We start from the raw sequence: 22,356 nt of genomic DNA on the forward strand, positions 1-22,356 counted from the left end.
TGACGTCAGAGGCTGGTCAGGGCCTCGGTGGGGATCTCGTAGATGTCGGTGACGGCATCGACGTTGTCGTAGAGGCCAGGTCCGAACTCGACGTAGGCGACGTGCATCGGCGTGCCATCGCGGTCGGTCGTCACGTAGACGTGGACGGCCGCGTTGCTGCGGCGTCCCCGGCGGATCAGCCGACGCGCGGTGTCGGTGCTCAGGCGCTCGGGGCGCCACTTCACCGTGCGGGCCTGGTCGGTGTGGTGCATCAGGGTGTGGAGGGTCACGGGGCGCATGGTCTAGCTCCTTCGCGTGGGTTCAGGCGGCGCGCTGTTCTTCGGGGTAGGCGCAGGGCACGCACTCGCCGAGCGAGGCCGGGATGACGTATCCGGCGTCTTGGCAGCAGGTGGGGCATGTCCGGCGGGCGGTGTTCGCCTTGGCGAGCGCGGCGGCTTTGGCCTCGGTCATCGGCCGGACCGGGAGGGCCAGCTCGATGCGGTACAGGAAGGCGATCAACGGGCCGCGCCGACGGCGAGGCCGCTCCAGTTGGGCGACAACGTCCTGACCGCCGGGGCGCAAGCCGGCGGCGCGGAGCTGTCGGCGTGTGGCCAGCCCATCCGGGGCGATGCGCCACGGATAGACGGGCAGGGTTCCCATCAGCCGGTCCCGGAGGGGACCGCAGTCAAGTGGGGGCGGTCGGCTTCCTCCCGAGCGGCGAGGATCTGCTTGCGGCCCCAGGACTCGCTCATGCCGTATGCCTCACCCAGCGCACGCGCGGACAGCGGCCGTGCAGCCTGTACGGACTCGGCGTACGTGCGGCGCGCGTCCTGCCGCATCAGCTCCAGCTCCGCCTCCTCGTACGCAGCCTGGCGTGCCTCCTCCTCGTCCGTGGACGCGGGCGGTGTGGGAACGTCGTGCGGGGTGTGAGGACTCCCCTCCCGCACGCCTGCCGCACGGGCGCTGAGCTGCGCGCGGTCCCCCGGAACGGGCAGAGCGGGGGCAGCCGGGGCTTGAGCGTGCGGACGGTCGAAGCCGCCCGCATCCAGGGTGTGCGGGTGCTGTGCGGGGCGGCCCGCACGCTCCCCGTACGGCCCGGCGTCCTGGGGTTCCGGGCGGTGGTGGAGCACCTTGGCCACTAGGTCCGAACCGAAGTAGATGGAGCCGACGGGGAGGGATGTGGCCAGGAGTACGAGGGCCCAGTTCGCCGGGTCCCAGTCGGCCAGCCTGCTCCAGTCCACCGACTCCGAGTGCAACGCCGGGACGAGCCCGTGCACGTAGTTGAGGACCAGCGACGCGAGCGTGTACCCGGCGAGGACCCGCAGGGCGAACTTGCGGGCATCGTCGGTGAGGACCAGCGTGGCCACCAGGGCCAGGGCCATCAGCCCATCCACGACGAACGGGTAGAGCATGGCCGCCGTGGCGTCCGCGCCGATGGAGCGCGCGACATCCCGCAGCGCGTTCCACGACACCCGGAACGCCATGCCGACGACGCCGACCAGAGCGGCGACCAAGAGGGTCTTTGCGCCGCGGTTCATGCCGCCGCCCCCGTCCCGCTCGCCGCTCCCCGGCGGCCGGCACGACGACCGTTGACCGTCGCCCGTTCCGAAGTGCGGCTCTGAGCGGTCAACCACGGGGCGCCTTGGCGCTTCGCCCGGTACATCTGCTCGTCCGCCGCGCGCAACAGCTCGGAGAGGTCCGGCTGACCGGCACGCGGGTTGTAGCGGACCGCACCGATCGAAGCGCTGACTGTCAGCGAGTAACCCCCGACCTCTACCGGGCGTTCCAGTTCAGAGGCCAGGCGGTTGAGGGTCTCGGCGAGCTGATTCTGGCTGTACGCAGGAGCCACAGCAGCGAACTCGTCGCCGCCCAAGCGGCCCACGACGGCCGAGTGGTCGACGGCCCATTCGCTCAGTCGCTCGCCAGCAGCACGGATGACCGCGTCCCCGGCGGCGTGGCCGTAGGTGTCGTTGATCTGCTTGAACTTGTTGAGGTCGATCAGACAGACCGCCCTCGGCTTGTGTGCCAGCCGACGCCGGGCCAGCTCGGTGAAGCCGTCCCGGGTCAGCAGCCCGGTCAGCGGGTCACGTCGGGCGGCCTCGATCCGGCGCCGCAGGCGCAGGCTGTGCAGAGACCATCCGGCCGCGAGCGGCAGGGCAGCGGACAGAGCTGTCAGCGTGTGGCTCATGCTGCCGCCCCCTTGCCGCCCTTGTACGCCGGGCGACGGCCGGCAGGCCGCCGCACCAGCGAGGCGATGTTGAACAGCTCCGGCGCGTTGGCCTCGATCACCTGGGCAGCGATCCGGCTCACGTCGTCGGGCAGGTCGGGGTACTCGGCGAGGATGCCGCGGGCCGCGTCCATGCGGGCCGCGCGCTCCTCCTCGCTCTCCCCCTCCACCCCGAGCCAGAGCTCCAGCGGGGTGCCGAGGGCCAGTTCGATGAACTCGTTCACGCTGACGGCCTCTTGGCCGCCGATGTACGTACGCATCGTCGTTCTCCTGAAGTCGAAGGGATACCGGGGCGGTCGCGGTCTTTTGGCGAGAGGCGACCAGCCCCGGGGTTCAAGCCCTAGCTCGGTGGAGCGAGGCTTCACCGGCGCACCGTTGCCACGGCGCTCCGGCCCCGAGCCTGAAATTCGGGTGCGTCATCGTCACTGCTCTGACGCCAGCAGGGCGGCGCGTGCCGGGTGGCACCCCGAGGGGTGTTCTCCAGAGCCAGCACGCGGAAGAAGTGGCCGCCGACGACAACCCGTCGCCACGGGGACGGGGATCACGCCCCGTCTCGTCTTACTTGGCACGCTGTTGAGTTCTCAAAGAGCGAGTGCTTCCTTCAGACCCCTTTCGAGGGCCCTCCGGGCAGGGCAGATGACGGCTCGATCGCAGCTGTCTGCACGGCAGTTACGGCCGGTTAAGTCGCGTTTCCAGCGAAGCTCAACTCTGCCTCAGAGTGCACTGTGAGGCAGAGTTGCGCAAGCCCTTGTCGGAGTAAGAGCAGGGCGAGTGCTAGCTCTCGCTATGCCGCTTGGGCACACTGAGGCAGTGACAGCGAAGAGACATGGGGTGCAGATGGTCGAGTGGACCGGCAAGCCCGCCTACCAGCAGGTGGCGGAGCAGCTGCGGCGGAGGATCGCGGCCGGTGAGTTCGCGGAGTTCCGCAAGCTGCCGTCCCTGGCAGACCTCCAGGCAACGTACGGCGTCACCGTGACCGTGGCTCGCGACGCCATCCGCCAGCTCAAGACGGACGGCCTCGCGGTCAGCCATCAAGGCAAGGGGGCGTTCTTGACCGCGGATGCCTCCGACGCCGCAAAGCTCGCCAGCCCGGAGAACGCGATCGCTGAGCTTCGCGACCAGGTTGCTCGGCTCCAGGGCGAGGTCGCCGAACTCCGCGAGCGGGTCGTGGAGCTGGAGGAGAAGTAGCTCTCGGCGTGCGCCGGCCCGGCCGTCGCCGCCGGGGCACGTGATGGGTTCACGAGCGGCTGCCGTTGCCACGATCTTGCTCCCTTCGTTCGGATCGAATGGAGGGCTCCGACCTGCGTCGCTAGGCTGTCGTCGCCCTCTGCATCCTTTGTAGACCGGGCAGTTGGGTGACCGACAGATCCGCCATGTGGCCGCCAAGAGGCGGCCACATAGGCCGCATGAGGGGGGACGAGTGGGGCAGCGACCGAACGACCTGACACCGCATGCAAGCCCTCAGCACTACCTCGGCGCCGAAATGCGCGCCTGGCGCACGCAGCGGGGCTTATCGCTGGGCAAGCTCAGCCGATCGATCCTGTTCAACACCAGCTACATGGCCCGCGTGGAGCGCGGCGGGCAGGCCGCGTCAGCCGATCTGGTCCGGGCTTACGACGACGCGCTCGGCGCCGGCGGCTCGCTCGTCCGGCTGCACGCATCGGTCCTCGAAGGGATCAGCCTTGAGGGCCTCCCCCAGGGGGATGTGGCTAATCGAGGGCCCCATGTGGCCAACGGCTCTGTGGCCCTGGCTGAGAAACCGGAGACTCAGGCACCGTCGGAGGAGGGGATGTCCGTCCCCGTTCGTTCCGATGACGGAAGGATCATCTTCGTGTCACTGTCCCGAAGGGCTCTGATTGGCGCGCTTGGCGCTGGTGCCGCCATCGCTGCAGCCTCCGACCTCTCAGCAGCGGCGAGCCCTGCCCCACGATCCGATCTCATCGCCTCCGGGGCCGACCCAATCGAGCTCCTCCAAGCAACGCGACGCGTGCTGATCGACAACGACAACCTGTTCGGTCCCCATCGGGTGATACCGACGGTTCAGCAGCAGATCGCCGCTATCAAGGCACTGCGCGCGGATCGCCGCGGAACCGATCGCCGTCAGCTGCTCCAGCTGCAGACCCAGTACTCCGAGCTGTGCGGCTGGCTCTATCAGGACCTCGGGGACTTTCGTGCCGCCCAGCACTGGATGCGGGAGGCTCTGGAGGCCTCCCACATGGCGGGCGACGACGAACTGACCACGTACATCCTGGCGCGCCGCAGCCAACTCGCCGGCGACATGAACGATCCGATCGAGGCGGTAGACGTCGCCGAGGCCGCGGAAGACCGAGCCGCGCCGAGGAGTCGCCTGGCCGCAGTGGCCGCTACGTACGGGGCCCACGGTCACGCTCTGCGGAATGACCAGCTCACGGCCCAACGGGCATACGAGCACGCGCGGGAGCTGCTCGCCAACATGGACCCTGATCCCAGTTCGCCGTGGGGGGTCTGGCTCGACGGCGCGTACATAGACGTGCAGCGGGCACACAGCCTCGCTGCACTCGGGGACCATCACGGAGCGGCGGCAGGCTTCCGGAATGCCATCAGCCGACTGCCCGCCGGCTACCACCGCGACCGCGGGGTCTACCTGGGCCGAGAGGCCGTTTCCCTGGCCCGCGCAGGCGAGGCCGAGCAGGCAGCCTCCGTGGGTCTGCAGGCCCTGGCCATCGCGAAGGAGACCGGGTCTGACCGCATCTCGCGGGAGCTGGCCCAGCTCGATGGCGTACTTGATCAATGGCGTACGGTCCCTGGCGTGAGCGACTTCAAGGATGCTCTGACCGACGCAGTACTGCGCCAGGCCTGAACAGGCTCCCTCCGCCCTGACCAGCAACTGAAGGAGACTCCCAATGCCCCGCCCGTACGTCCTGCTGAGCGTGGCCACATCCGTGGACGGCTACATCGACGACACCAGCACCTCGCGGCTTTTGCTGAGCAACAGCGAGGACTTCGACCGGGTCGACCAGGTGCGCGCCGAGTCGGACGCCATCCTGATCGGCGCCGGCACGATGCGGTCCGACAACCCCCGACTGCTGGTGAACAGCGAGGAGCGGCGCGCGGCACGGCTGGCGGCAGGAAAGCCTGCCTACCCTCTCAAGGTCACCATCTCCGCGAGCGGAGATTTGGACGCTGACCTGAAGTTCTGGCACCACGGCGGAGAGAAGCTCGCCTACACAACGGATGCCGGCGAAGAGAAGCTCCGCGAGCGCCTCACCGGTCTGGCGGACGTGGTCTCCACGGGCCCGGCCATCGACTTCGGTGCCCTGCTGGACGACCTCGGAGCCCGGGGCATAGAGCGACTGATGGTGGAGGGCGGCGGACAGATCCACACGGCGTTCCTCTCCCAAGGCCTGGCGGACGAGATCCACCTCGTCATCGCCCCTCTGGTCGTCGGCGACCCTGGCGCCCCCCGCTTCCTGAACCCTGCCACCTACCCCGGCGGATCCACCCACCGAATGCAACTCGCCGAGGCCTGCACCATCGGCGACGTGGTCCTTCTCCGCTACCTGCCCAAGCAGGAGGGCTCCGCATGACGCACGCCGACGATGTGACCTGGATGGAGCGGGCCATCGCCCTCTCCCGCAAGTGCCCGCCGGCAGAGGGCGCCTTCTCGGTCGGCGCCATCATCGTGGGCGCCGACGGCGAGGAACTCACCCACGGCTACTCCCGCGAGACCGACGCCCACGTCCACGCCGAGGAAGCTGCCCTGGCCAAGCTCCCGGCAGACGACCCACGCCTGGCCGGCGCCACGCTATACAGCACGTTGGAACCTTGCTCGGAGCGCAAGTCCCGCCCCCTCACCTGCACCCAGTTGATCCTCCGCTCGCCGGTTCGCCGAGTGGTCATCGCCTGGCGCGAGCCGAGTCTCCTGGTGGCCGACTGCGTGGGCGTCGAGACGCTGAGCGCCGATGGCATCGAGGTCGTGGAACTTCAGAGCCTCGCCGCCCAAGCGCGCGCAGTGAACGAACACTTGCTGCAGTAGCTGGGTTGGTGTCCCTGCGTCCCACGCCTCAGATGAGGCGCGGATCCGCCGGTAAAGACACCTCACCAGCTCACCCACCTGCTTGCCATGGCAGCAACATCATTGACTGCGGGCTGTGCAACGCTCATCGCACCCGATGGGTCTGGCTGCTGAAATCCGACGTCGTCCAGGGCGGATTGGTTCCACCGACAATCCCCAAGCACCTCTGATCCCAGTAATAAGACGCCGAGCACTGTGCGGGGAAATCGCAAGCTCACGCCTCGCCTCTGCCAGCATTTCAGGATCTCCGTTGATCGAATGCGCCGCCGCCTCCTTCCGGCGCGCAAATCCATCCTCTCCGAATATCTCCAGCAGCGTCAGCGCAAAATACGCGAAGACCGAGGCCTCTTCAGCAAGTTGGCGAGCAGAATCCTCGATGTCAGCATCAGCCACGTCATCAAGCAACGCCATGGAGAAGACTCGGAGCGCCCGACGCAATTCACGGGCACCTCCGGCACAACTACACAAAAGATGCGAGGAAATCAGGCGAAAAGCGTCCAGCAAAGAGCTATTTTCGAAGGTCCAAGACTGCTTAGCTAGCAGCGTCCTGAACCCAGCAATAGTTTCACTAAGCTCCTCCACCACGACACTACGAGAGATTTCCGAAAGTTCGAAGGCTTCTACGGATTCCCCGATCTCCATAATCTGACGCCCGTATCGAATCAGGTCACGCGGCAATCCACCCGACAGCGCATGGGCCAGAATGATATACGGTGAAGAGATTCCGGGAGCTCGCATCCTTAGGATCTGCGACGAGTCGGACAGAGTGCACGGGCGGACGTGAATAACGTCATCGAGTGAACTATCGGTAACATCACGATGCGGTAGGCCGCGGCGCACAAAGGCTGCCCCCACGTCTTCAGCGACAGACACTAGGAAAAAGACACGAGGAACTCCCAGAATCGCCTTTACTTCGCCGAGGAATGCCAAGGCCTGACGGTCTGATCCTAGGCGGTCAACCTCATCGATCGCAATTACTACTCGCTGCCCGGAAGTATGCATCTCCAGCGCAATCTTCTCCAAGCACGTGCGGAAATCAGCAACCAGCTCAGGGAAACTCGGCGGCATCGTGGAAACCGATGTTGCGTTAGCCGTTCCCACGCTAACCACTTGAGTGAGACCGGTCGTCGTCGTCGAACTTGAGCTTTGAACTGTCTGGATGCGATAGAGGTAATCGCGGCACTCAGTGACCAGTTTCGGTTCAATCTCCTTCGGAGACCAATCGACCACTTTACCGATCAGGAGACCAAGAAACATACACACAAGCCTCAGCGGATTGTCTTCATCTCCAATGATCGCTCGGGAGCTAGGAGTCGCCAGCAGAAGCCACAGAATCCCTCCAATCAGCACCGCTTCCGCAAGCGGGAGGAACCGCCGGCTAACCACACGAACGTCAGCTACCGTCAACGAACGCCCAGCCATGTGCTCCAAAACTACTGCGCTAAGAATCAGTACGAGGCAGAGAAAATACAGCAATCGCCCACTATTAAAGAACGCCTCGCCGTTGCGCCTAATCTGCGAGTCAAGCACCACCGATGCCACCGGAACGACCCTTAGAAGGGCACCGGTGACGATGACGAACACCGCGAATAGCTTAAGGACCGCGCGAAGGAACCAATAAGAATTACGCAGATGCCACAGCAGCGCACCAACACAGAGAATAGCGACCACTGCACCACTCTGGCCGGACCAAGCCGCATGCAGATGCGAGGAGGATAGCTCAAAGACCTGCGAACCGGCCCGCTGAACCGTTCCCCGATACCTCAGAAGCTCCGACCGAAAAGTGTCAAAGCTACCAATTACGATTAGACAAGCGGCAGGGATGGCTAGGAACGACCATCGAACAAGCCGCTTGGTTCCGGAGACAACACTTCCGAAGGTTCGCCTGACTCGCGAAAGCCTCTTGAAGCTCGGCGGCTCGAATCCCTCATGTCGAATATAGGCTGCACAGAGTGCACCGAATAGCGAGACTAGGAAATCGTGAGGCGCATACGTGGCCGGAGCCTGGGTAAATACAGCCAAGTCTGCGTCTTCAACGCAGCTCTCCAAGAGAGTAGTTTTCCCAGCCCCTCTCGGTCCGCAGACTGCAATCGTCCCGCCGTCGAATTGCGAGAGTTTCGCCTTAAGTTGCGCCAGGGCCGTGCCGTCTACCCTGTATGCGGAGCCGTACGAAGACCTGAGCCCTCTGTAATTATCTGGCAGAAGGAGGGAATCAGGATCATCTCCAAGTAGCGCTTCGACAACTCGTGACACCATCGGACCTGTACCGTCTTCATCAAGGCACTCCTTCCACTGCCTCCCTTTTCTGTCTGCGATAATTTTATGCAAGGCGTATCTTGGATAGAGAAGGCCGAGTAGGAGTCGATTTTGGAGGCGCAGCCGAGAATCCGGGTTCCATACCGCCAGGGCCGCAGAAAGCGTCGCGCAGCAAAGTAAGATTACAAGACCCCAATTGGGTGCCAGGTTGAAAGTCCAGGCCGTGAGAAGCAGAACCCAGGAAGCGAATACCACCGCTGTTCTGCGGTCCCATTCAGCCAACCTCTGCGCGGATTCCACCCTACGACGCGCCAGCTGGCGGCGAGTGAGTGCAGTCCTGTAGATCAGGTGCGAATTTTGGCAGGGAGCCAGAGCCAGTCGCGTATTCGACTCATGGCTCATCGCGAGTCGAACAGCAGCAGCCGTTACCCCCGGACGCTTGCCAAGCCTCTTCTTAACGGGCGCCTGCCGAAGACACGTCTCAATCGATGCCTTAAAAATGTCACGCTCTGCCCCGTACATCCAAATTGATCCACTATTAGCCAAGATGGGACCAACTGAAGAGCTTGTCACTATCGGCCTCCCAAGCGTGCGGCATGGGATCGTAACGCCCCCAACCCGCTCTCTGTCGGCATATTGGATGTTGCGGTCGCACTATGCACGCCAATCGGCGGCGCCAAGCTGTCACTGCGTCGTTCTCAGGACGCTTCGGGTGGGGAAACATGCACGCCTGAGCGGCCTGGACCATGCGATCAGGCCCAACTGGGCGGCTGTGACGCTCGGTCTGCGGCAAAGAGGAAGCGGCTAAGACCTCTGGCGCGACGACTGTTGCCTGCTGGTGGCTCCGGTTACCGCGTAGCAGTCGCCGACGTCTCTGCCAGTCGTGGGCCAGGCATCAAGGCCCCCACGCTCGTTGCCTGCCGCCGCAGGAGATCACGTAGTTCGGCGGGCGTGGGCCATGGTGCGCTGCGGTGGATCATGCGGTGACAGTTCGAGCAGATGAGTGCCAGGTCTGAGAGCTTCGTCGTCCCTTCGCCTGCCTCGTGCAACGGGACGACGTGGTGGCACTCGATGTAGCCCTCGCCGCGCTCGCCGTAGACCAGTGCGAAGTCGAAGCCGCATGCCTCGCAGGCGAGGCTTCCGCCAGCTTTCAGGACCGCGGCGATCTTCTTCTTTCGAAGCCCCTTGTTGCGCTCACGGGTGCGGTGTCGTCGGTACAGCACGCGCCCCTCAGGGGCGCTGGCTTCGTCCTCGGCATCGTCATCGTCCTCGGCCAAGACTGTCTCAAGGGTCCCTTCCTTCAGGCCCTCGCGGAGCAGCTTGGCAGCCTGGGCCATCTCGGCCGGCCGGTCAAGGAAGTCCTGGAGGACGACAACGTCCAGCCGTCCGCCGTTGGTGCGCTTCCCGGTGTAGGCGGGGTGATGCGTCGCGATGTCGTAAGTCTTCCGGGCCGCTCCGTTGTGGTTGCGATAGGTGGTGGCTCGCTCTTCCTCGGGATAGGCGGCAAGGACCTGCAAAAGGGCGGAGAGCTCGGCGATGCGAGGGTCCTCCGCCGCGAGGCCTTCCCAGCCGTTCCGCGCGACCAAGTCGCAGGCAAGGATCAGCTCGTCCCTCGTCCACTTCGGGTTGCGAGAGACTACGACCTTGAAGCCCTCGCGCTTGAGCCAGATCACCGCCTCGCCGAGGCCACCGTTGAACTGCTGCCAGGTGAGCGGTTCGCCGTGCTGGTGCTTGTGGGCCACGCCGGCGATGGCCTTGGAGTCGTACTCCCTGTCTTCGTGCACCAGCAGGTAGGTGCTGGCCTCCCGGTAGCCGTACCGGTCGAGGAAGGTGTCGCGCCCCAAGGCGTCGTACTCCTCCAGCGTCTTGAGGATGTCGTCCCGCGAGATCAGTCCCTTGGCCATGGCCACGGAGTGTATGTGGAGGGTCTGACAAGGGTGTCTGCGGGCACCCGCGCACGGTATGCGATAGAGATCGGTTTCCAGGGGAGCCTGTTCCGAGGAAACCGCGGGTCAGATGGCACTTCGGTGGTCCCGTAGGCACGCCCTCCGGAGCCGTGTGCGCAGGTTCGAATCCTGCCGGGGGCACTCCAGCCGGAACAACGCGATCAACACGCTGACCAGCTGAAGTGCCAAGCATGAAGGCCCGAACTCAGTCCAACTGAGTCCGGGCCTTTGTCGTTGTCACGCACTGGTCCCGTGTGAGGGACGTGTGAGTCAGACAGCCGCCTCGCTGATCACTGCTCGTGCGCGCTCGTAGTAGCTCTCGCGAGTCCCGTCGAGCCCGATGGCGTCTGGGCGCCTCGTGAGGTTCGCGAGGGCTTCGGCCGTGCCCCCCGCCCAGTCCCCGTAGGCGACGAAGACAGCGTTGGCCTTCTCCCGGAGTTCGGCGTCCGGCATGACCTCGATGACGGGCAGGGCGTCATCGTGATGCCTGCGGACCATCGCGAAGCACTCGTCATAGAGGCCTATGGCGGCCAAGGTCTCCGGCGCTTCCGTCGCCTCACCGATCTTCGCCCGGAAGTCCTGGAGCATCTTCGAGATCGTCGTAGAGGTGGCGATCACCTGCTCCCGAATGCGCTGCTCGTGGGCCAGCTTGGCCTCGTGATCGCGCTTCGCGGCCTCCAGGGCGTCGGCGTGCTGCTGCCTCCTCCTCTCGGTCCGTCCAGTGAAGTAGTGAGTGATCCAAGCCGCTGCGGTCGAGCTGATGAGAACGGCGCCGGCCGAGATCGCGGCAGTGACCCATTGGCTGTCCTGCACGATCGTCGTGGTGACATCACCGGTCGTGGTGGTCGTCTGCTTGCCACCGCACCCGGCTATGACGATGAGCAGCGCGAACAGACCTAAGGATCTTATTACTTGTCGCATGAGCGCAGATTACTGAGACTCGCCGCGCAGTGTCGCTGTCCGCAGCTCTCGGAGCTGCGCCGATGAGAAATGCCGGGGAGGTCGGCGAGCGGACACACCGCGTTGACAGCGCCGCTGGGGCCGAAGAGCCGTCCTCAATCGTCCGCCTTGAGCCCAAGCAGGTGGGCATTCTGAGTGCCGTGCAGTTCGCCAATCGTCAGACCTCGGCAACTACCCCATTCAGCGATGTTCCTTGGCCGATATGCCGGGTCTTTCCGCCAGCGGTCAAACACGCTGGCGTCGATGACTTCGCTCATCCCTTGAGAGGGAGCTGCTGACCCGGCATTGTCGGTGCTCCCAATCTCTCGCCAGTGCCGCTTGTTTCGCGACAGGGCCCGATAGGCGCCGCCAAGGAACGAACTGAAGCTGTCGTGCACAGGCCCCAGATGCTCGTCACCGTGCAGCACGACCTGCTCTTTGAATTCCAGCCCGCAGGCAGCAGCACTCTTCTGCATCCATGCGAGGAAGAGTAGCGCCAGAGTGTCGTTCTTGTGGCCGCCCCCGACGTTGGAGTGGGCGCCCGGGAACCATCGCTGCTCGACTACGGGCACGGCTACGGCGTCGTCGACGACGACGTGAGGGAATAGGAGTTCATGCCGGTAGGCCAACCGGTGCTCATCCACGGCAAGCGCCTGGTAAACCCTGCGCGGTGCCGAACCGGGATGCACGGCATGGAAAAGGTTCTGGCTGCGACTGAGTCCCCGGACCGACCCCAAGGGAAGGTCGTGGTAGCGCACCGTGTCCCACACACCCAAGAAGTCGATCTGGACCTTCTGGGAATGACGCTTCAAGTCCGCGTCACGGTGGATCGGCCACTGCTCTTCTCGCCCCTCCCGGTCCGAGATGGACTTGGATTCGGGAACCGTGCGGTAGCGCTCGAAGAGCTCTCGCACGGTCAATGGAGTTCCAGGACGCAACAGGCCGCAGCGTTCGATGAACCCCGTCAGTGAGCGCGCAATGTAGGCGCCTCTACTGAAGCCGAGAATGAATAACTTGTCACCCGGGCAGTAGTTTTCCATGATCCATGAGTAGCAGTTTCGAACACTGCCATTGATCCCTTTACCGAAGGCGCCACGCAGGCGGTCGCTAACGTCCCGCCCAATCCCTTGGTGGTAGAAGGCTAGTTGCGCCGTCTCGGTTTCGTGCAGTGCGGTGAGTAGGTTCATCCGCCAAATGTTCGTGTTGCTGTGAGGAATGTTCCATGTGCCGTCGATGTAGACAGCCAGATGTTTCATCGAGCCTCCGAGGGTTGTAGGCGGCAGCAGGTCTGCCCACGGACTGCTGCGACAGTCATACGGCCAATGGTGACTGGCCAGCGGTCGTTCCGAGCTACCCATGGCGGGGAGGGTGTACTCGTCGTGGGCTTACTGACGATCTTTGAGCAGAGACACCCATGAGTCGGACTCGCCGCAGCTGCGATGGGTATGGTCGGCGACATTACGAGGCGCGCATGTCAGTAGTGTCGGCAATTCCTCACCCTCACCCCGGTTCCCCCCAGCCCATCGCCTTCGCGATCTTCGCGTTGTTCAGCTCCTCATGGCCATCGATGCACCCCTCGTACCGCCGGTGGATGACCTCCGGGGAGTTGCCGGCGCGCCGAGCGACCTCGGCGACGGGCACGCCCGCGTTCAGCCAGTTGGTGATGCAGGTGTGCCGCAGGTCGTACGGGCGGCGGGCCAGCGGCGCGGCTGCCCGGTCCGGAGGGAGCGCCAGAAGTCTCGCCTCCTGCCAGACCCTCCAGTAACTGGAGGTGCCGAGCACTCCCCCACGCTCGTTGGCGAAGAGCCTGCCGTCGGCGGCCGTGCCGAACTCCTCGACGTGGTTGCGGAGCATCGCCACCAGGAGCGGCGGGATGGGCACCGGCCGGTCGGCCTTGGCCTCTCGCGACTTGAGCCCCCGCTTGTCGTGGCGCTTCCCCGAGTCCGTCCACTTCTTGCCGGAGACAGGCAGCGTCTCCCGCAGCGTGAGCGTGCCCCAGCCGGTCTCGGGCAGGAAGCAGTCCTGCTCCCGCAGCCCGACCGCTTCCGCCGGCCGCATCGCCGCGTAGAGCTGGCAGCCGAAGAACGCGACCAACCTCCGGCCGCGGTTCCGGTGGACGGAGCCGACATAGGAGACGGCGGTGAGGAGCTCCCTCCCCTGCACGGCATTGACCAGGACCCGGGGGTCCACCTGGTCTCCGCCCTTGGGCCCCGCCCGTTTCACCCCGGCGAGCGGGTTCGCGTCCAGGTAGCCCGACTCGATCGCGTATTCCATGGCCGTGTTGAAGCCGCGTCGGCGCCGCTTGTAGGTCTCCCCGGCCGCCGGAGTGTCATCCAGCTTGAAAGAGAGCCTGTACTGGACGTCCCGGAGCACCCGTGGTCGCATCGAGAACGGCCACGTCCCCGTCCGCACGCCTGATCTCGTCGCGCTCATGGAGGCGTACGGGGTGACGGACTCGGAGTCCCGTGAGCGCCTGACCTCCCTTGCCCTGAGGGCGAACAGGCGACGGCGTGAAGGGTGGTGGCACGAGTACGCCTCCATGCTCAGTGACGCGTACCGGGACCAGATCGAGATGGAGGCGATCTGCGACAGCATCCGCACTTACCAGGTCCAGATGGTGCCTGGACTCCTCCAGACTCCGGAGTACGGGCGGGCAGTGACGGTGGCATCTCGCGCCTGGCGGACGGCCGAGGAGATCGACCGGTTCGTCCAAGTGCGGCTTGCCCGGCAGGAACGGCTGGCAGGTGCGGACCCAATTGAGTTCTGGGCGGTGCTGGCTGAGGGAGCACTGCGCCAACAGGTCGGCGGGCCGGACCTCATGCGGGCACAGTTGGAACACCTGCTTGCGATGGCCGAGCGTCCCAACATCACGGTCCAGGTGCTGCCGTTCGCACGCGGCGCCCACTCGGGCATGTTCGGCCCCTACGTGTTGCTCAGCTTCCCGCAATTGGCGTCGCTCGACCTCGTACTCACCGAAGCCCCCACAGGCAACATCTGGATGGAGCGGGAGCAGGAAGTCGCCTGCTACCGAGGGCTCTTCGATGACGCTCGCATGCAGCATTGCCGCCAACGGAGTCACTCGCGCTGATCCAGCGTGTTGCCAAGGAGCACAGAGCATGAGCAACGAGGTCCGCACGATGGCCGGGATCCACAAGACGGCGATATGGCGCACGAGCAGCTACAGCGGGGGCCAAGGAGACTGCGTCGAGGTCGCCGACAATCTCCCCGGCCTTGTCCCCGTCCGCGACAGCAAGCGGCCTGCCGGGCCCGTGATCGGGTTCGGGCCCGGCGCTTGGCAGGCGTTCGTCACCGAGGTGTCTTGAGCAGCTGGGCCGCCAGGGTGCGGGCGCTGGCTGGGACGCCGCGGGCCGGTTCGCCGTACAGGGGGTGGGCCTGGTCCAGGCTGGGGAGGAGGCTGCGGGCACGTTCCGCGGGGGCCCGGTCGATGACCGTGGTGCCGGTTTCGGCTTCCTGGGTGGGGGCGTAGCCGGCTGCGCGCAGGACGGTGAGGGTCTCCTCCGGAGGGGCCGTGGAGATCAGGACCGTCGGGGCGATCCGGCGGAGGCGGAGTTTGGTCAGGCCGCGGGCCTGGGCCACCTCGGCGATCAGGGCGGTGTCGTCCGAGCGGATGCAGCAGGCGGAGCGGACGACCTTGAGCTGTCCGTGGGTGCGGGCGGTGTCCTTGATCGTGTAGGCCAGCGGCTGGGGCAGGGGGGTGCCCCGTTCGCTTGCCGCCGTGAGGCGGTCGAGGAGTTCGTCGGCGCTCCAGCCCGCGTCCAGGGCCCGGCGTACGGAGGCAGCGGTGATCCGCCAGACCACCGCGTGCCCCTCGGACTCGATATCGCCGACGCTGGACAGCAGGTCGGCGAGGGCGGGCGCGGGCGCGCCGGTGACGGTGGCGGTCAGGTCGCTCTGGAAGCGGGCGGTGACGCTGGGCTCGGGCAGGGCCGCGTGCAGGGCCTCGCGCAGCGCGGTCACGGCCTGGGCCAGGGCGGGGCGGTGGGTGAGGTCCTCGCCCAGGCCCTCGGAGCCTCGGGCGGCCGGGTCGGCGCCCGCTCCGGGCACGGCCGGGTAGTGGTGGGCGGCGCCCGCCTCCAGCAGGCGGCACAGGGCCCGCCCGACCGGGGTGAGCGCACCGTGAGCGACCACGCCGAGCAGGGCCGCCTCCTCCAGGGTGGCGGCCAGCCGGTCAAGCAGTTCGTCGCCACCGGTCAGTGTTCCGGTGTCGTCTCCGGCCAGGTGGGCGCGCAGAGCGGGCCGGAACCATGCAGCCAGGACGAGGAGTTCGGCGTATCCCCGCGCCTCCCCCGTGAGGCCCTGTCCGTCGGGGAGGGTGGCGAGAGCCCGCAGTACCCCGGTGCGCAGGGTCACGGCGTCCTCGTCGCTCGGGCTGATGAGCGCGACCGGGGTCTCGTCGGGGTCCGGCCAGTGGCTGAGGACTTCGGGGACCACCGCCCAGGCCGCCAGCAGCGGCAGCAGCTTGCCCGCGGGCGGGGCGGCGGCCCAGGCGTCGTAGCGGTCACTGGGCAGCAACCGGGCCGAGGGCTTGGGTGCCTTGGGGTTCCGGCGGCCCCGGGGGGCCGGGGCCGGCTCGTCGTCCTGGGGCGCGGCGAGCCCGGCGTTCACGGCGAGGTCGAGCCACAGCCGAGTGTCGGTCTCGTCCGCCCCGGCCGCCTTGGCCAGCCGCCTGGTGTCCCGGACGGCGATCCCGCCCGCCTTGCGGATGGCGACCGGCTGAGCGGCCAGCGCCCGCAGGACCAGTTCGGCCCGCCAGGCGGCGGCCGCGGCGGCCGTGCCGCCTTCGCCCTCCCAGCCGGACGGCAGCGGCGCGGTGACCGTGAGCGGCTCCGGTTCCAGGCGGGGCCCGGGTGCCGTGCCCTCGTCTCGGAGCGCACGCGCGACCTCGTACGGAAGTTCCACCAGGTCGAGCCCGACGGGGATCAGCAGCCCGCGCGCGGCCAGCCAGTCGGTGCCCTCGTCGCCGCTGCCGCCGTCCCGGAAGACGTACTTGGAGTCCGGGCCCGCGTACTGGCCCCCGTACCGGCTGACGAAGCAGTGGGTGCGCAGCAGCGGCGGGCCGGGAACCAGGTGGTCCAGCAGCTCCCGGGCGCGGGCCGGGGCGTCCGCCACCAGGGCCCGCACCCTGGCGGGATCGGCGAACAGGGCGGTGATCAGCTCCTGGGCCTGGTCGCGGGTACGGGCCGCGCCCTCGCCGAAGAGGTTCGCGGCGATCCCCTTGACCTCGGGGGCGTTGTAGGCGGAGGTCAACAGCCGGTCCGCGGTGCGCCCGTAGCCGTCGAAACCGGCGGCCCGGACGTGCAGCAGCGGTGGCAGCGCCAGTTTGCCCTTGGGCGCGGGAAGCAACAGCGCGCGCTCCCGCAGTCGGGTGAGCGTGTGCTCCGCCCGCTGCCTCTTCTCCCGAGCCTCGAACCAGGCCAGTACGTCCCGCTCGGCCACCAGCCGGTCCGCGGGCTCCACCGGCGCCACGGGCCGGTGCTGCTGCCAGGGATACCGGGGGCCGCCCTCGGCATCGCCGCCGGCGGCAGGGCCGTGCCGCTCCAGAGCCAGCGCGGCGATGGAGGCCAGCAGGGCCAACTCCCCTGCCGTGCCTGCCATCAGGCCGTGGACGACCGACTCGTCGGTGAGCAGGTGCTGGGCGAGCTCGGGGAGGGTGGTGACCCGCCGGTGCTCGGCGGCGAGCGGCAGATCCCGCTCTTCCAACAGGGCGGTCAGTCGCTCGGAATCCAGGGTGCCGAGCCATTTCGCCAGGGCGGTGCGCGCGTTCACCCGGCCAGCCTAGCGTCGGCCGGCCACCCCGCAGGGGTGAACCAGCCGCGTCGCTTCACCCCCCCCTCAGCGCCGGCGCAGGCGCCCGCCCGCGGGCCCGTCACGTTTGCCCCTCGCGCGCCTGAAGTACGTCGAGCAGACTTTCCGCGAGCCGGGGGTCCTGGCCGGTACGGGAAGGACGTCGGGGTCGTCGGGAAGGTGCTCCGCGTCCAGCTGGAACCAGGTCGGTCCGGTTCCGGCCTGCCGGATCATCACGGTGGTGTGCCAGGTGCCGTCCGGGGTGGTCTCCCGGAGCCGCCGGCGTCCGTACGCTCCTGACGTCCCGGTGGCGGAGTCGTGGTAGAGGGTCACACCTCGGGCAATCGTTCCGCCCCTGGGCGAAGGCGTCGACGTCGTATTGCTCCGGCCGCTCCTTCAGCCATCTCCGCAGCCGGTCGTCGATCTGGGCCCCGGTTCCGACGTGATCGAGTCCGCTGGTGGCGACCTGAGGTAGTGGCGGGTGTCCAAGTCGTGCGGTTCCTTCCCTCCGTTCTGCCGTCACGGCCCGGTGAAGGTCGGCATGGCGTGGAGGAGGTCCGTGACGGCGCCGTGCCAGGCCTTTACCTCGGCCGGGGTGGGCGGTGGTTCGTAGGTGTGGTGGTGGCCGGCTGCGGTGAGGGCCGACCAGACCGCGTACCACTGGCGGGCCAGCGGGGGGCTCGCGTACGAGGCCAAGCAGAGGGCCTTGGTCCGGGCCCTGGCGTGGACCATGCGGGGGCTGACGCTGCGCCAGAAGTCGTCCATGGCCTCGTCCAGGGCGAGCCTCAGCAGGGCGGCCGCGGCGCGGGCGCGCAGGTCGGGCGTCAGGGTGGGCCCGGTGCCGGGTGGGGGTGTGAGCAGGTCGCCGGCGGCGGCCACGAGGTGGAGGGGGGACCGGGTCACCGGCTCTGCACCGCCCTGGCGAGCCGTTCGGCGTCCCGGACCAGGTCCATGGGGGCACCGGACGGGGCGGGAGCCTCGTGGGCGCCCGCGTCGCACCGCTCGATCAGGGTGCGTGCCCACGGCCCGTGGTCCCGGGCGACCGCGGCGAGCACCTCGGCCGGCGCCATCCCGCTGTCGTAGAACGCGAGCGCGGCCAGCTCGGTGAGCTCGTACGTCCTGCCGATCCTCGCCTCGATCTCGTCGTGGCCGTAGCCGTCGGCGCGCAGCCGGCGGCGTGCGGGCTCCACGTACGCGGCTTCCAGCGCTCCCCGGCATATCCGGGGCAGCACCCGGTCGGCGACGTCCTGCGGCACGTCGCGGTCGTCGGCCACGGCCCGGGCCTCGTCCAGCGCGGCGGAGACCGGGTCCTCGGTCCGGGTGACCCGTACGACGGAGCCGGTCTGACGGGAGACCTGCATGATCGTCGCGGGCGCGCGCAGGTGGCGGATGGCCGCCTGGAGCCGGGTGTCGTGGGTGAAGACGACCACCTGGCGGCGCAGGGAGCAGAAGTGGAGGACGCGGGCGAGTCCTTCGACCTTCTCCGGGTCCATGGACTGCACGGGATCGTCGATCACCAGGAAGCCGAAGGGGCTGTCGGAGTGCGTGGCGCGCGGGAGGAACAGCGAGAGCGCGAGCGAGTGGAGCTCGCCCTGGCTCATCACACCGAACGCGGGCGCGTCGACCGTGTCCACCGAGGCGTCGAGCACGACCTTGCGCGCGGTGGCGGTGCCCGCGAGGCTGATCGATCCGAGCGAGACGCTGCTGCGCTCGCACAGCAGTTTCCAGATGCCCTGCGATTGGTCGGCGAAGGGCCGGAGCCGTTCTTCGCGCAGTTCGTCAGTGACCTTCTTCAGCCATGCTCGAACGTCCTTGATCTGCTTGATGAGCGGCCGGGCGGCCTCGGTCGCCTCTGCGGCGCGCAGGCATTCGGCCAGGCGCAGGGCGAGGGGCTGCCACCGGCCGTCCTGCTCCGCGATCCGGGTCGCGGCTTCCTCGCTCTGCTGCCGGCACGCTTCGGCCAGCGTGGCTCCCACGCGCTCGGTCCGGTCCGCGAGTTCGCGCGGGTCGGTGACGTCCCGGCAGGCGGCCCACTCGTCCCAGAGCGGGGCGAGCGGCGAGGCATCGCCATGGAGCCAGCCCGGAACCGGCTGTACGAGGTCCCGTACGGCCCGCGCCGCGGCGTCCAGGCCCGTACGGGCGGCCTGCGCCTCGGCGGCTTCCCGCCGCAGCCGTTCGACCTGTTCCCGGGCGCGCACGGACCAGCCCTCGTCGAGGCGGCTTTCGGCGCCGCACACGGGGCAGTCGGCGGACTGCGGGTGGCGGTGGCGGTGGTCCTGGGCGCGCTCCAGCAGTTCGATCAGCTGCCTGGCGTCCTCGGCGGTGGTGAAACGCGCGTCCTCGGCAACGGCCGCGGCCTCCCGGAGCCGGGCGACCGCGCCGGCCACCTCGCGCGGGTCGGGGCCTTCGAGGCCGGCGAGGCGGCGCAGCCGGGCGAGTTCGGCGCCGTCCGTCGCGACCCGGCCCTTGAGCAGCGCGCGCAACCGGTCGAGGTCCGGCCGGCGTCCGCCGAGCGCCGCCACGGCCTCGGCGGCCCGCGGGTCGTCCGACTCCGACAGTTCGGCGGTCACGGCGCGGATCAGGTCACCGGATCCCGTGACCGTGTCGGTGAGCTTCTTCGCGCGGGCGCGGGCTTCGTTGTCGGCGTCGCTGAGCAGGTCCAGACCGAGGATCTGTGCGAGCGCGTCGTGCAGGGCGCTCATCCGCCCGTTGATCATCGCGCCGAGCTCGCTGTACGAGAGGAACGGCCGGTAGAGGGAGAGGTCTTCGGCGTCGATGACCTCGCGGGGGTCCTGCTCGGGCCCGCCGGGCCGGTGGACGACCGTCCGGGAGTCCTCCAGGCCGTCCCCGTGCCAACTCCTGTGCACGGTCAGCGGATCGCCGTCGCCATCGAGGCACAGCTGCACGGATACCTGCGGAGCGGTGTGGTCGTGCAGGTTGCGCCAGCCCTGCTTCCAGATCTGCGTCCGGTCCTGCCAGCGGAAGTTGTCTCCGGTGAGCACCATCTCGGCGGCCTCGGCGAAGCTCGACTTACCCGACCCGTTGCGGCCCGCGACGATGGTGAGGCCGGGGCCGGGTTCGAGGTCGAGCGTCGCGGCCGGTCCGATGCCGCGCCATCCGGCGGCCGATATCGATCGCAGGTACAGCGGCCCGGCCCGTCCGGCGCTCCTGGTCCGCACCTCGGGCAGCAGCCCGGCCACGAACTGCTGCGCCGCGGGGGTCAGCCCGGACGCCGCGAGGCGGCCGAGTAACAGGTCACGGAGGGAGGGGTGGGGCTGGTCGCTCACGGCGGCTCCTTACCGGGGCACGGGGACGGTGTTGATCAAGCTGCTCGCCCATGGTGCCCGAGCCCACCGTCCCCGCGAGGCGGAACCGTCCAGCGGGCGTACGAAGCCTCGGCCGATTTCCCGCCGTGCCCCGGCGCCGCGGTTCCGGTGGTCTGTACGAGGGAGGTGGGGCGGGGTCTGTGGGTTCGGGGGGTGGGTAGGGGTGAAAGGCGTGCTTAGGGTGGTTCTCAGGCCGCATTGTGCCGTTGACCTGGCGCTTTGCGGGGAGTGAGCTCGGAGTGGATGGGGCGGCACAGATGCGTGAGCTGGCGGAGACGGCGCGGCGGTGGGTGGCCGAGGGGCGGGCGGGGTATCTGGCCCGGCCGGTGACCGAGCAGGGGTTCGGGCCGCGGGATCCGGCCGGGGCCGTGCTCATCGATGCGCGGGGGGAGTGTGTCGGCGCCCTGTACCGGGGCGTCTTCGACTCCGAGCTGATCGCCGAGGCCGGGGCCGTGCGGCCCGGGGACACCGCGCGGGTGTGCGAGGTGTCCGTGCGGCTGGCCGAGGCCGTGGAGGCGAAGCTGACCTGCGGCGGGCAGGCCGAGGTGTTGCTCCAGCCGCTCTCGGCGATCCCGGCCGAGTGGTGGGAGCTGCTCGGCGAGGGGGTCGGGGTGGCGTTGGTGACCCGGCTGAACGAGGCCGCCGACCAGGCCTCCAGTGAGGTCGTACGGGCCACCGATGTACCGCACGACGATGCCGGGCGTCGGGCCGGCGAGCTGCTGGCCGTGCGGCGGCCCGGGCGGGACGCGCTGTACGGGGAGTCCGGGCTGGTGCTGGTCGAAGCGCACCCGTCGGCCCCGTACGTCCTCATCGGCGGCAACGGCGAGCTGGCCGAGATCATCGAGCGGCAGGCGCTGCTGCTGGGCTGGGAGGCCGCGCTGGTCACCGGTCTGGAGGAGGCCGCCGAGCTGATCGAGGCGCGCCGGGACGCCGCGTGCGTGGTGATGCTGAGCCATGACGAGGAGTTCGACGTGCCGACGCTGCGGGCCGCGCTCGCCGCGGGGGTTCCGTACATCGGGGCGCTCGGGTCGCGGCGCACGACGGCGCGGCGGCGGGAGGGGCTGGTCTCCGCGGGGGTGAGCGAGGCGCAGCTGGCTCGCGTGCACGGGCCGATCGGCCTGGACCTCGGCGCCCGTACCCCGGCCGAGACCGCGCTGGCGATCTGCGCCGAGATCCTGGGCGTGCTGGGGGCCCGCAAGGCGGGGGCGCTGCGGGATGCCGACGGGCCCATCAACCCGTAGGGCCACTCCGGGATCCGCCTCTGCATCCGCCTCTGGATCCGCCGCTGGATCCGCCTCTGGAGCCACCTCTTGCGCCCCGGATGCCGTACGGCATCCGGGGCGGAAGTGCGCAGATCTGGATGAAGTGAGCGAAACTGGGCTGCATGGACACGATCCTGAGCGTGGACGCGATCCTCTCCGACATCGCGTGGTTCATTTTCGCCGGACTGGCCGTCGTCGGCCTGCTGCTCGGCGGCTTCAAGCTGGGGCAGCGTGTTCGGGCGAAGGAGCCGCCGCCGCCCGCCGCCGAGGACCAGCCGCATCTGCCCGACGGCGGGGCCGTCTACGAGGTCCGCGAGGAGCGGGACCCTGTGGAGATGCCCGAGGGCGGGCTGAGGCCGCACGAGATGCAGGGCTACGGAAATTTCGGCTCCACGGCCTCCACCCACCCGGAGGAGGTCCGGAGGGAGCGCGAGTCCGGATACAAGCTTCCCGAAGGACCGGGCCCGCACCCGCAGCCGGGGTCTCCCCCGGACTCGGGGCGTGGAGCACACGCCTGACCCGGCGATTCGGAGGCCGGCAATCCGGCAATCCTCTGGCCCGC

22 protein-coding genes are annotated in these 22,356 nt (G+C 68.2%); 8 read left to right on the plus strand and 14 right to left on the minus strand.

The genetic code is table 11. The features are described 5' to 3' along the window. Positions 1 to 5 precede the first annotated feature (5 nt). Genes RIU97_RS13375 through RIU97_RS13395 form a run of 5 tightly spaced genes read right to left on the minus strand, consistent with a single transcriptional unit; the run spans position 6 to position 2,466 of the window. The gene (locus tag RIU97_RS13375) at positions 6 to 278 is read right to left on the minus strand and encodes a hypothetical protein (RefSeq protein ID WP_404956464.1); all 273 of its coding nucleotides are present in this window, start codon (positions 276 to 278) and stop codon (positions 6 to 8) included. Between the two features lie 22 nt (positions 279 to 300). Further along, a complete protein-coding gene (locus RIU97_RS13380; RefSeq protein WP_404956466.1) occupies positions 301 to 639 on the minus strand; it encodes an RRQRL motif-containing zinc-binding protein in 339 nt (112 codons plus the stop codon). Beyond that, on the minus strand, positions 639 to 1,517 hold the full coding sequence (locus RIU97_RS13385) for a DUF2637 domain-containing protein (RefSeq protein WP_404956468.1): 879 nt from the start codon (positions 1,515 to 1,517) through the stop codon (positions 639 to 641). The genes RIU97_RS13380 and RIU97_RS13385 overlap by 1 nt, the downstream gene beginning before the upstream one ends. Next, positions 1,514 to 2,167, minus strand: coding sequence for a GGDEF domain-containing protein (locus tag RIU97_RS13390; RefSeq protein WP_404956470.1), 654 nt, complete (start codon positions 2,165 to 2,167; stop codon positions 1,514 to 1,516). The genes RIU97_RS13385 and RIU97_RS13390 overlap by 4 nt, the downstream gene beginning before the upstream one ends. After that, positions 2,164 to 2,466, minus strand: coding sequence for a hypothetical protein (locus RIU97_RS13395; protein ID WP_404956472.1), 303 nt, complete (start codon positions 2,464 to 2,466; stop codon positions 2,164 to 2,166). Before RIU97_RS13395 ends, RIU97_RS13390 begins: the two co-directional genes overlap by 4 nt. A gap of 550 nt (positions 2,467 to 3,016) precedes the next feature. On the opposite strand from RIU97_RS13395, the gene RIU97_RS13400 reads away from it, so the two are divergent. From RIU97_RS13400 to RIU97_RS13415, 4 genes are all read left to right on the plus strand, one after another. Continuing rightward, entirely contained in the window at positions 3,017 to 3,394 is a 378-nt protein-coding gene (locus tag RIU97_RS13400; RefSeq protein WP_404956474.1) for a winged helix-turn-helix domain-containing protein, read from the plus strand. 232 nt (positions 3,395 to 3,626) lie between these two features. Next, on the plus strand, positions 3,627 to 5,045 hold the full coding sequence (locus RIU97_RS13405; RefSeq protein ID WP_404956476.1) for a helix-turn-helix domain-containing protein: 1,419 nt from the start codon (positions 3,627 to 3,629) through the stop codon (positions 5,043 to 5,045). 43 nt (positions 5,046 to 5,088) lie between these two features. Further along, the gene (locus tag RIU97_RS13410) at positions 5,089 to 5,772 is read left to right on the plus strand and encodes a RibD family protein (RefSeq protein WP_404956478.1); all 684 of its coding nucleotides are present in this window, start codon (positions 5,089 to 5,091) and stop codon (positions 5,770 to 5,772) included. Next, positions 5,769 to 6,221, plus strand: a complete 453-nt coding sequence (locus RIU97_RS13415; RefSeq protein ID WP_404956480.1) for a dCMP deaminase — start codon at positions 5,769 to 5,771, stop codon at positions 6,219 to 6,221. The genes RIU97_RS13410 and RIU97_RS13415 overlap by 4 nt, the downstream gene beginning before the upstream one ends. 99 nt (positions 6,222 to 6,320) lie before the next feature. Here the strand turns inward: RIU97_RS13415 and RIU97_RS13420 are convergent, their stop codons facing one another. From RIU97_RS13420 to RIU97_RS13440, 5 genes are all read right to left on the minus strand, one after another. Continuing rightward, entirely contained in the window at positions 6,321 to 7,931 is a 1,611-nt protein-coding gene (locus RIU97_RS13420; protein ID WP_404956482.1) for a P-loop NTPase fold protein, read from the minus strand. Between the two features lie 1,433 nt (positions 7,932 to 9,364). Continuing rightward, positions 9,365 to 10,420 (minus strand): HNH endonuclease, encoded by a 1,056-nt coding sequence (locus RIU97_RS13425; RefSeq protein ID WP_404956484.1) that lies wholly within the window; start codon positions 10,418 to 10,420, stop codon positions 9,365 to 9,367. A gap of 312 nt (positions 10,421 to 10,732) precedes the next feature. Further along, entirely contained in the window at positions 10,733 to 11,383 is a 651-nt protein-coding gene (locus RIU97_RS13430) for a hypothetical protein (RefSeq protein WP_404956486.1), read from the minus strand. A 134-nt stretch (positions 11,384 to 11,517) separates the two neighbouring features. Further along, positions 11,518 to 12,657 (minus strand): phospholipase effector Tle1 domain-containing protein, encoded by a 1,140-nt coding sequence (locus RIU97_RS13435; RefSeq protein ID WP_404956488.1) that lies wholly within the window; start codon positions 12,655 to 12,657, stop codon positions 11,518 to 11,520. Positions 12,658 to 12,901: 244 nt separating this feature from the next. After that, positions 12,902 to 13,675 (minus strand): tyrosine-type recombinase/integrase, encoded by a 774-nt coding sequence (locus RIU97_RS13440; protein WP_404956490.1) that lies wholly within the window; start codon positions 13,673 to 13,675, stop codon positions 12,902 to 12,904. Between the two features lie 64 nt (positions 13,676 to 13,739). Here RIU97_RS13440 and RIU97_RS13445 point away from each other — a divergent pair, with 64 nt between their 5' ends. Then, a complete protein-coding gene (locus RIU97_RS13445) occupies positions 13,740 to 14,489 on the plus strand; it encodes a DUF5753 domain-containing protein (protein ID WP_404956492.1) in 750 nt (249 codons plus the stop codon). 28 nt (positions 14,490 to 14,517) lie between these two features. After that, positions 14,518 to 14,724, plus strand: a complete 207-nt coding sequence (locus tag RIU97_RS13450; RefSeq protein ID WP_404956494.1) for a DUF397 domain-containing protein — start codon at positions 14,518 to 14,520, stop codon at positions 14,722 to 14,724. On the opposite strand, the gene RIU97_RS13455 is transcribed toward RIU97_RS13450, so the two are convergent. From RIU97_RS13455 to RIU97_RS13470, 4 genes are all read right to left on the minus strand, one after another. Then, entirely contained in the window at positions 14,708 to 17,188 is a 2,481-nt protein-coding gene (locus RIU97_RS13455) for a helicase-associated domain-containing protein (protein WP_404956496.1), read from the minus strand. The genes RIU97_RS13450 and RIU97_RS13455 overlap by 17 nt on opposite strands. A gap of 66 nt (positions 17,189 to 17,254) precedes the next feature. Next, entirely contained in the window at positions 17,255 to 17,539 is a 285-nt protein-coding gene (locus RIU97_RS13460) for a hypothetical protein (RefSeq protein WP_404956498.1), read from the minus strand. A 186-nt stretch (positions 17,540 to 17,725) separates the two neighbouring features. After that, complete coding sequence (locus RIU97_RS13465; protein ID WP_404956500.1) at positions 17,726 to 18,109, minus strand: hypothetical protein; 384 nt, start codon at positions 18,107 to 18,109, stop codon at positions 17,726 to 17,728. Beyond that, entirely contained in the window at positions 18,106 to 20,493 is a 2,388-nt protein-coding gene (locus RIU97_RS13470) for an AAA family ATPase (protein ID WP_404956501.1), read from the minus strand. Before RIU97_RS13470 ends, RIU97_RS13465 begins: the two co-directional genes overlap by 4 nt. Before the next feature lie 296 nt (positions 20,494 to 20,789). Between RIU97_RS13470 and RIU97_RS13475 the strand changes: the two genes are divergently transcribed. Beyond that, positions 20,790 to 21,773: an XdhC family protein gene (locus tag RIU97_RS13475; RefSeq protein ID WP_404956503.1), complete on the plus strand. Its 984-nt coding sequence runs from the start codon at positions 20,790 to 20,792 to the stop codon at positions 21,771 to 21,773. A gap of 143 nt (positions 21,774 to 21,916) precedes the next feature. Continuing rightward, entirely contained in the window at positions 21,917 to 22,312 is a 396-nt protein-coding gene (locus tag RIU97_RS13480; RefSeq protein WP_404956505.1) for a DUF6479 family protein, read from the plus strand. Positions 22,313 to 22,356 lie beyond the last annotated feature (44 nt).

It is taken from the genome of Streptomyces sp. 147326, from assembly GCF_045000215.1.
Taxonomy (GTDB): domain Bacteria; phylum Actinomycetota; class Actinomycetes; order Streptomycetales; family Streptomycetaceae; genus Streptomyces.

Coding starts and splice junctions, on each gene's coding strand:
- RIU97_RS13375 (WP_404956464.1), bottom strand. CDS start 278: ATGCGCCCCGTGACCCTCCACACCCTGATGCACCACACCGACCAGGCC.
- RIU97_RS13380 (WP_404956466.1), bottom strand. CDS start 639: ATGGGAACCCTGCCCGTCTATCCGTGGCGCATCGCCCCGGATGGGCTG.
- RIU97_RS13385 (WP_404956468.1), bottom strand. CDS start 1,517: ATGAACCGCGGCGCAAAGACCCTCTTGGTCGCCGCTCTGGTCGGCGTC.
- RIU97_RS13390 (WP_404956470.1), bottom strand. CDS start 2,167: ATGAGCCACACGCTGACAGCTCTGTCCGCTGCCCTGCCGCTCGCGGCC.
- RIU97_RS13395 (WP_404956472.1), bottom strand. CDS start 2,466: ATGCGTACGTACATCGGCGGCCAAGAGGCCGTCAGCGTGAACGAGTTC.
- RIU97_RS13410 (WP_404956478.1), top strand. CDS start 5,089: ATGCCCCGCCCGTACGTCCTGCTGAGCGTGGCCACATCCGTGGACGGC.
- RIU97_RS13415 (WP_404956480.1), top strand. CDS start 5,769: ATGACGCACGCCGACGATGTGACCTGGATGGAGCGGGCCATCGCCCTC.
- RIU97_RS13425 (WP_404956484.1), bottom strand. CDS start 10,420: ATGGCCAAGGGACTGATCTCGCGGGACGACATCCTCAAGACGCTGGAG.
- RIU97_RS13430 (WP_404956486.1), bottom strand. CDS start 11,383: ATGCGACAAGTAATAAGATCCTTAGGTCTGTTCGCGCTGCTCATCGTC.
- RIU97_RS13435 (WP_404956488.1), bottom strand. CDS start 12,657: ATGAAACATCTGGCTGTCTACATCGACGGCACATGGAACATTCCTCAC.
- RIU97_RS13440 (WP_404956490.1), bottom strand. CDS start 13,675: ATGGAATACGCGATCGAGTCGGGCTACCTGGACGCGAACCCGCTCGCC.
- RIU97_RS13450 (WP_404956494.1), top strand. CDS start 14,518: ATGAGCAACGAGGTCCGCACGATGGCCGGGATCCACAAGACGGCGATA.
- RIU97_RS13475 (WP_404956503.1), top strand. CDS start 20,790: ATGCGTGAGCTGGCGGAGACGGCGCGGCGGTGGGTGGCCGAGGGGCGG.
- RIU97_RS13480 (WP_404956505.1), top strand. CDS start 21,917: ATGGACACGATCCTGAGCGTGGACGCGATCCTCTCCGACATCGCGTGG.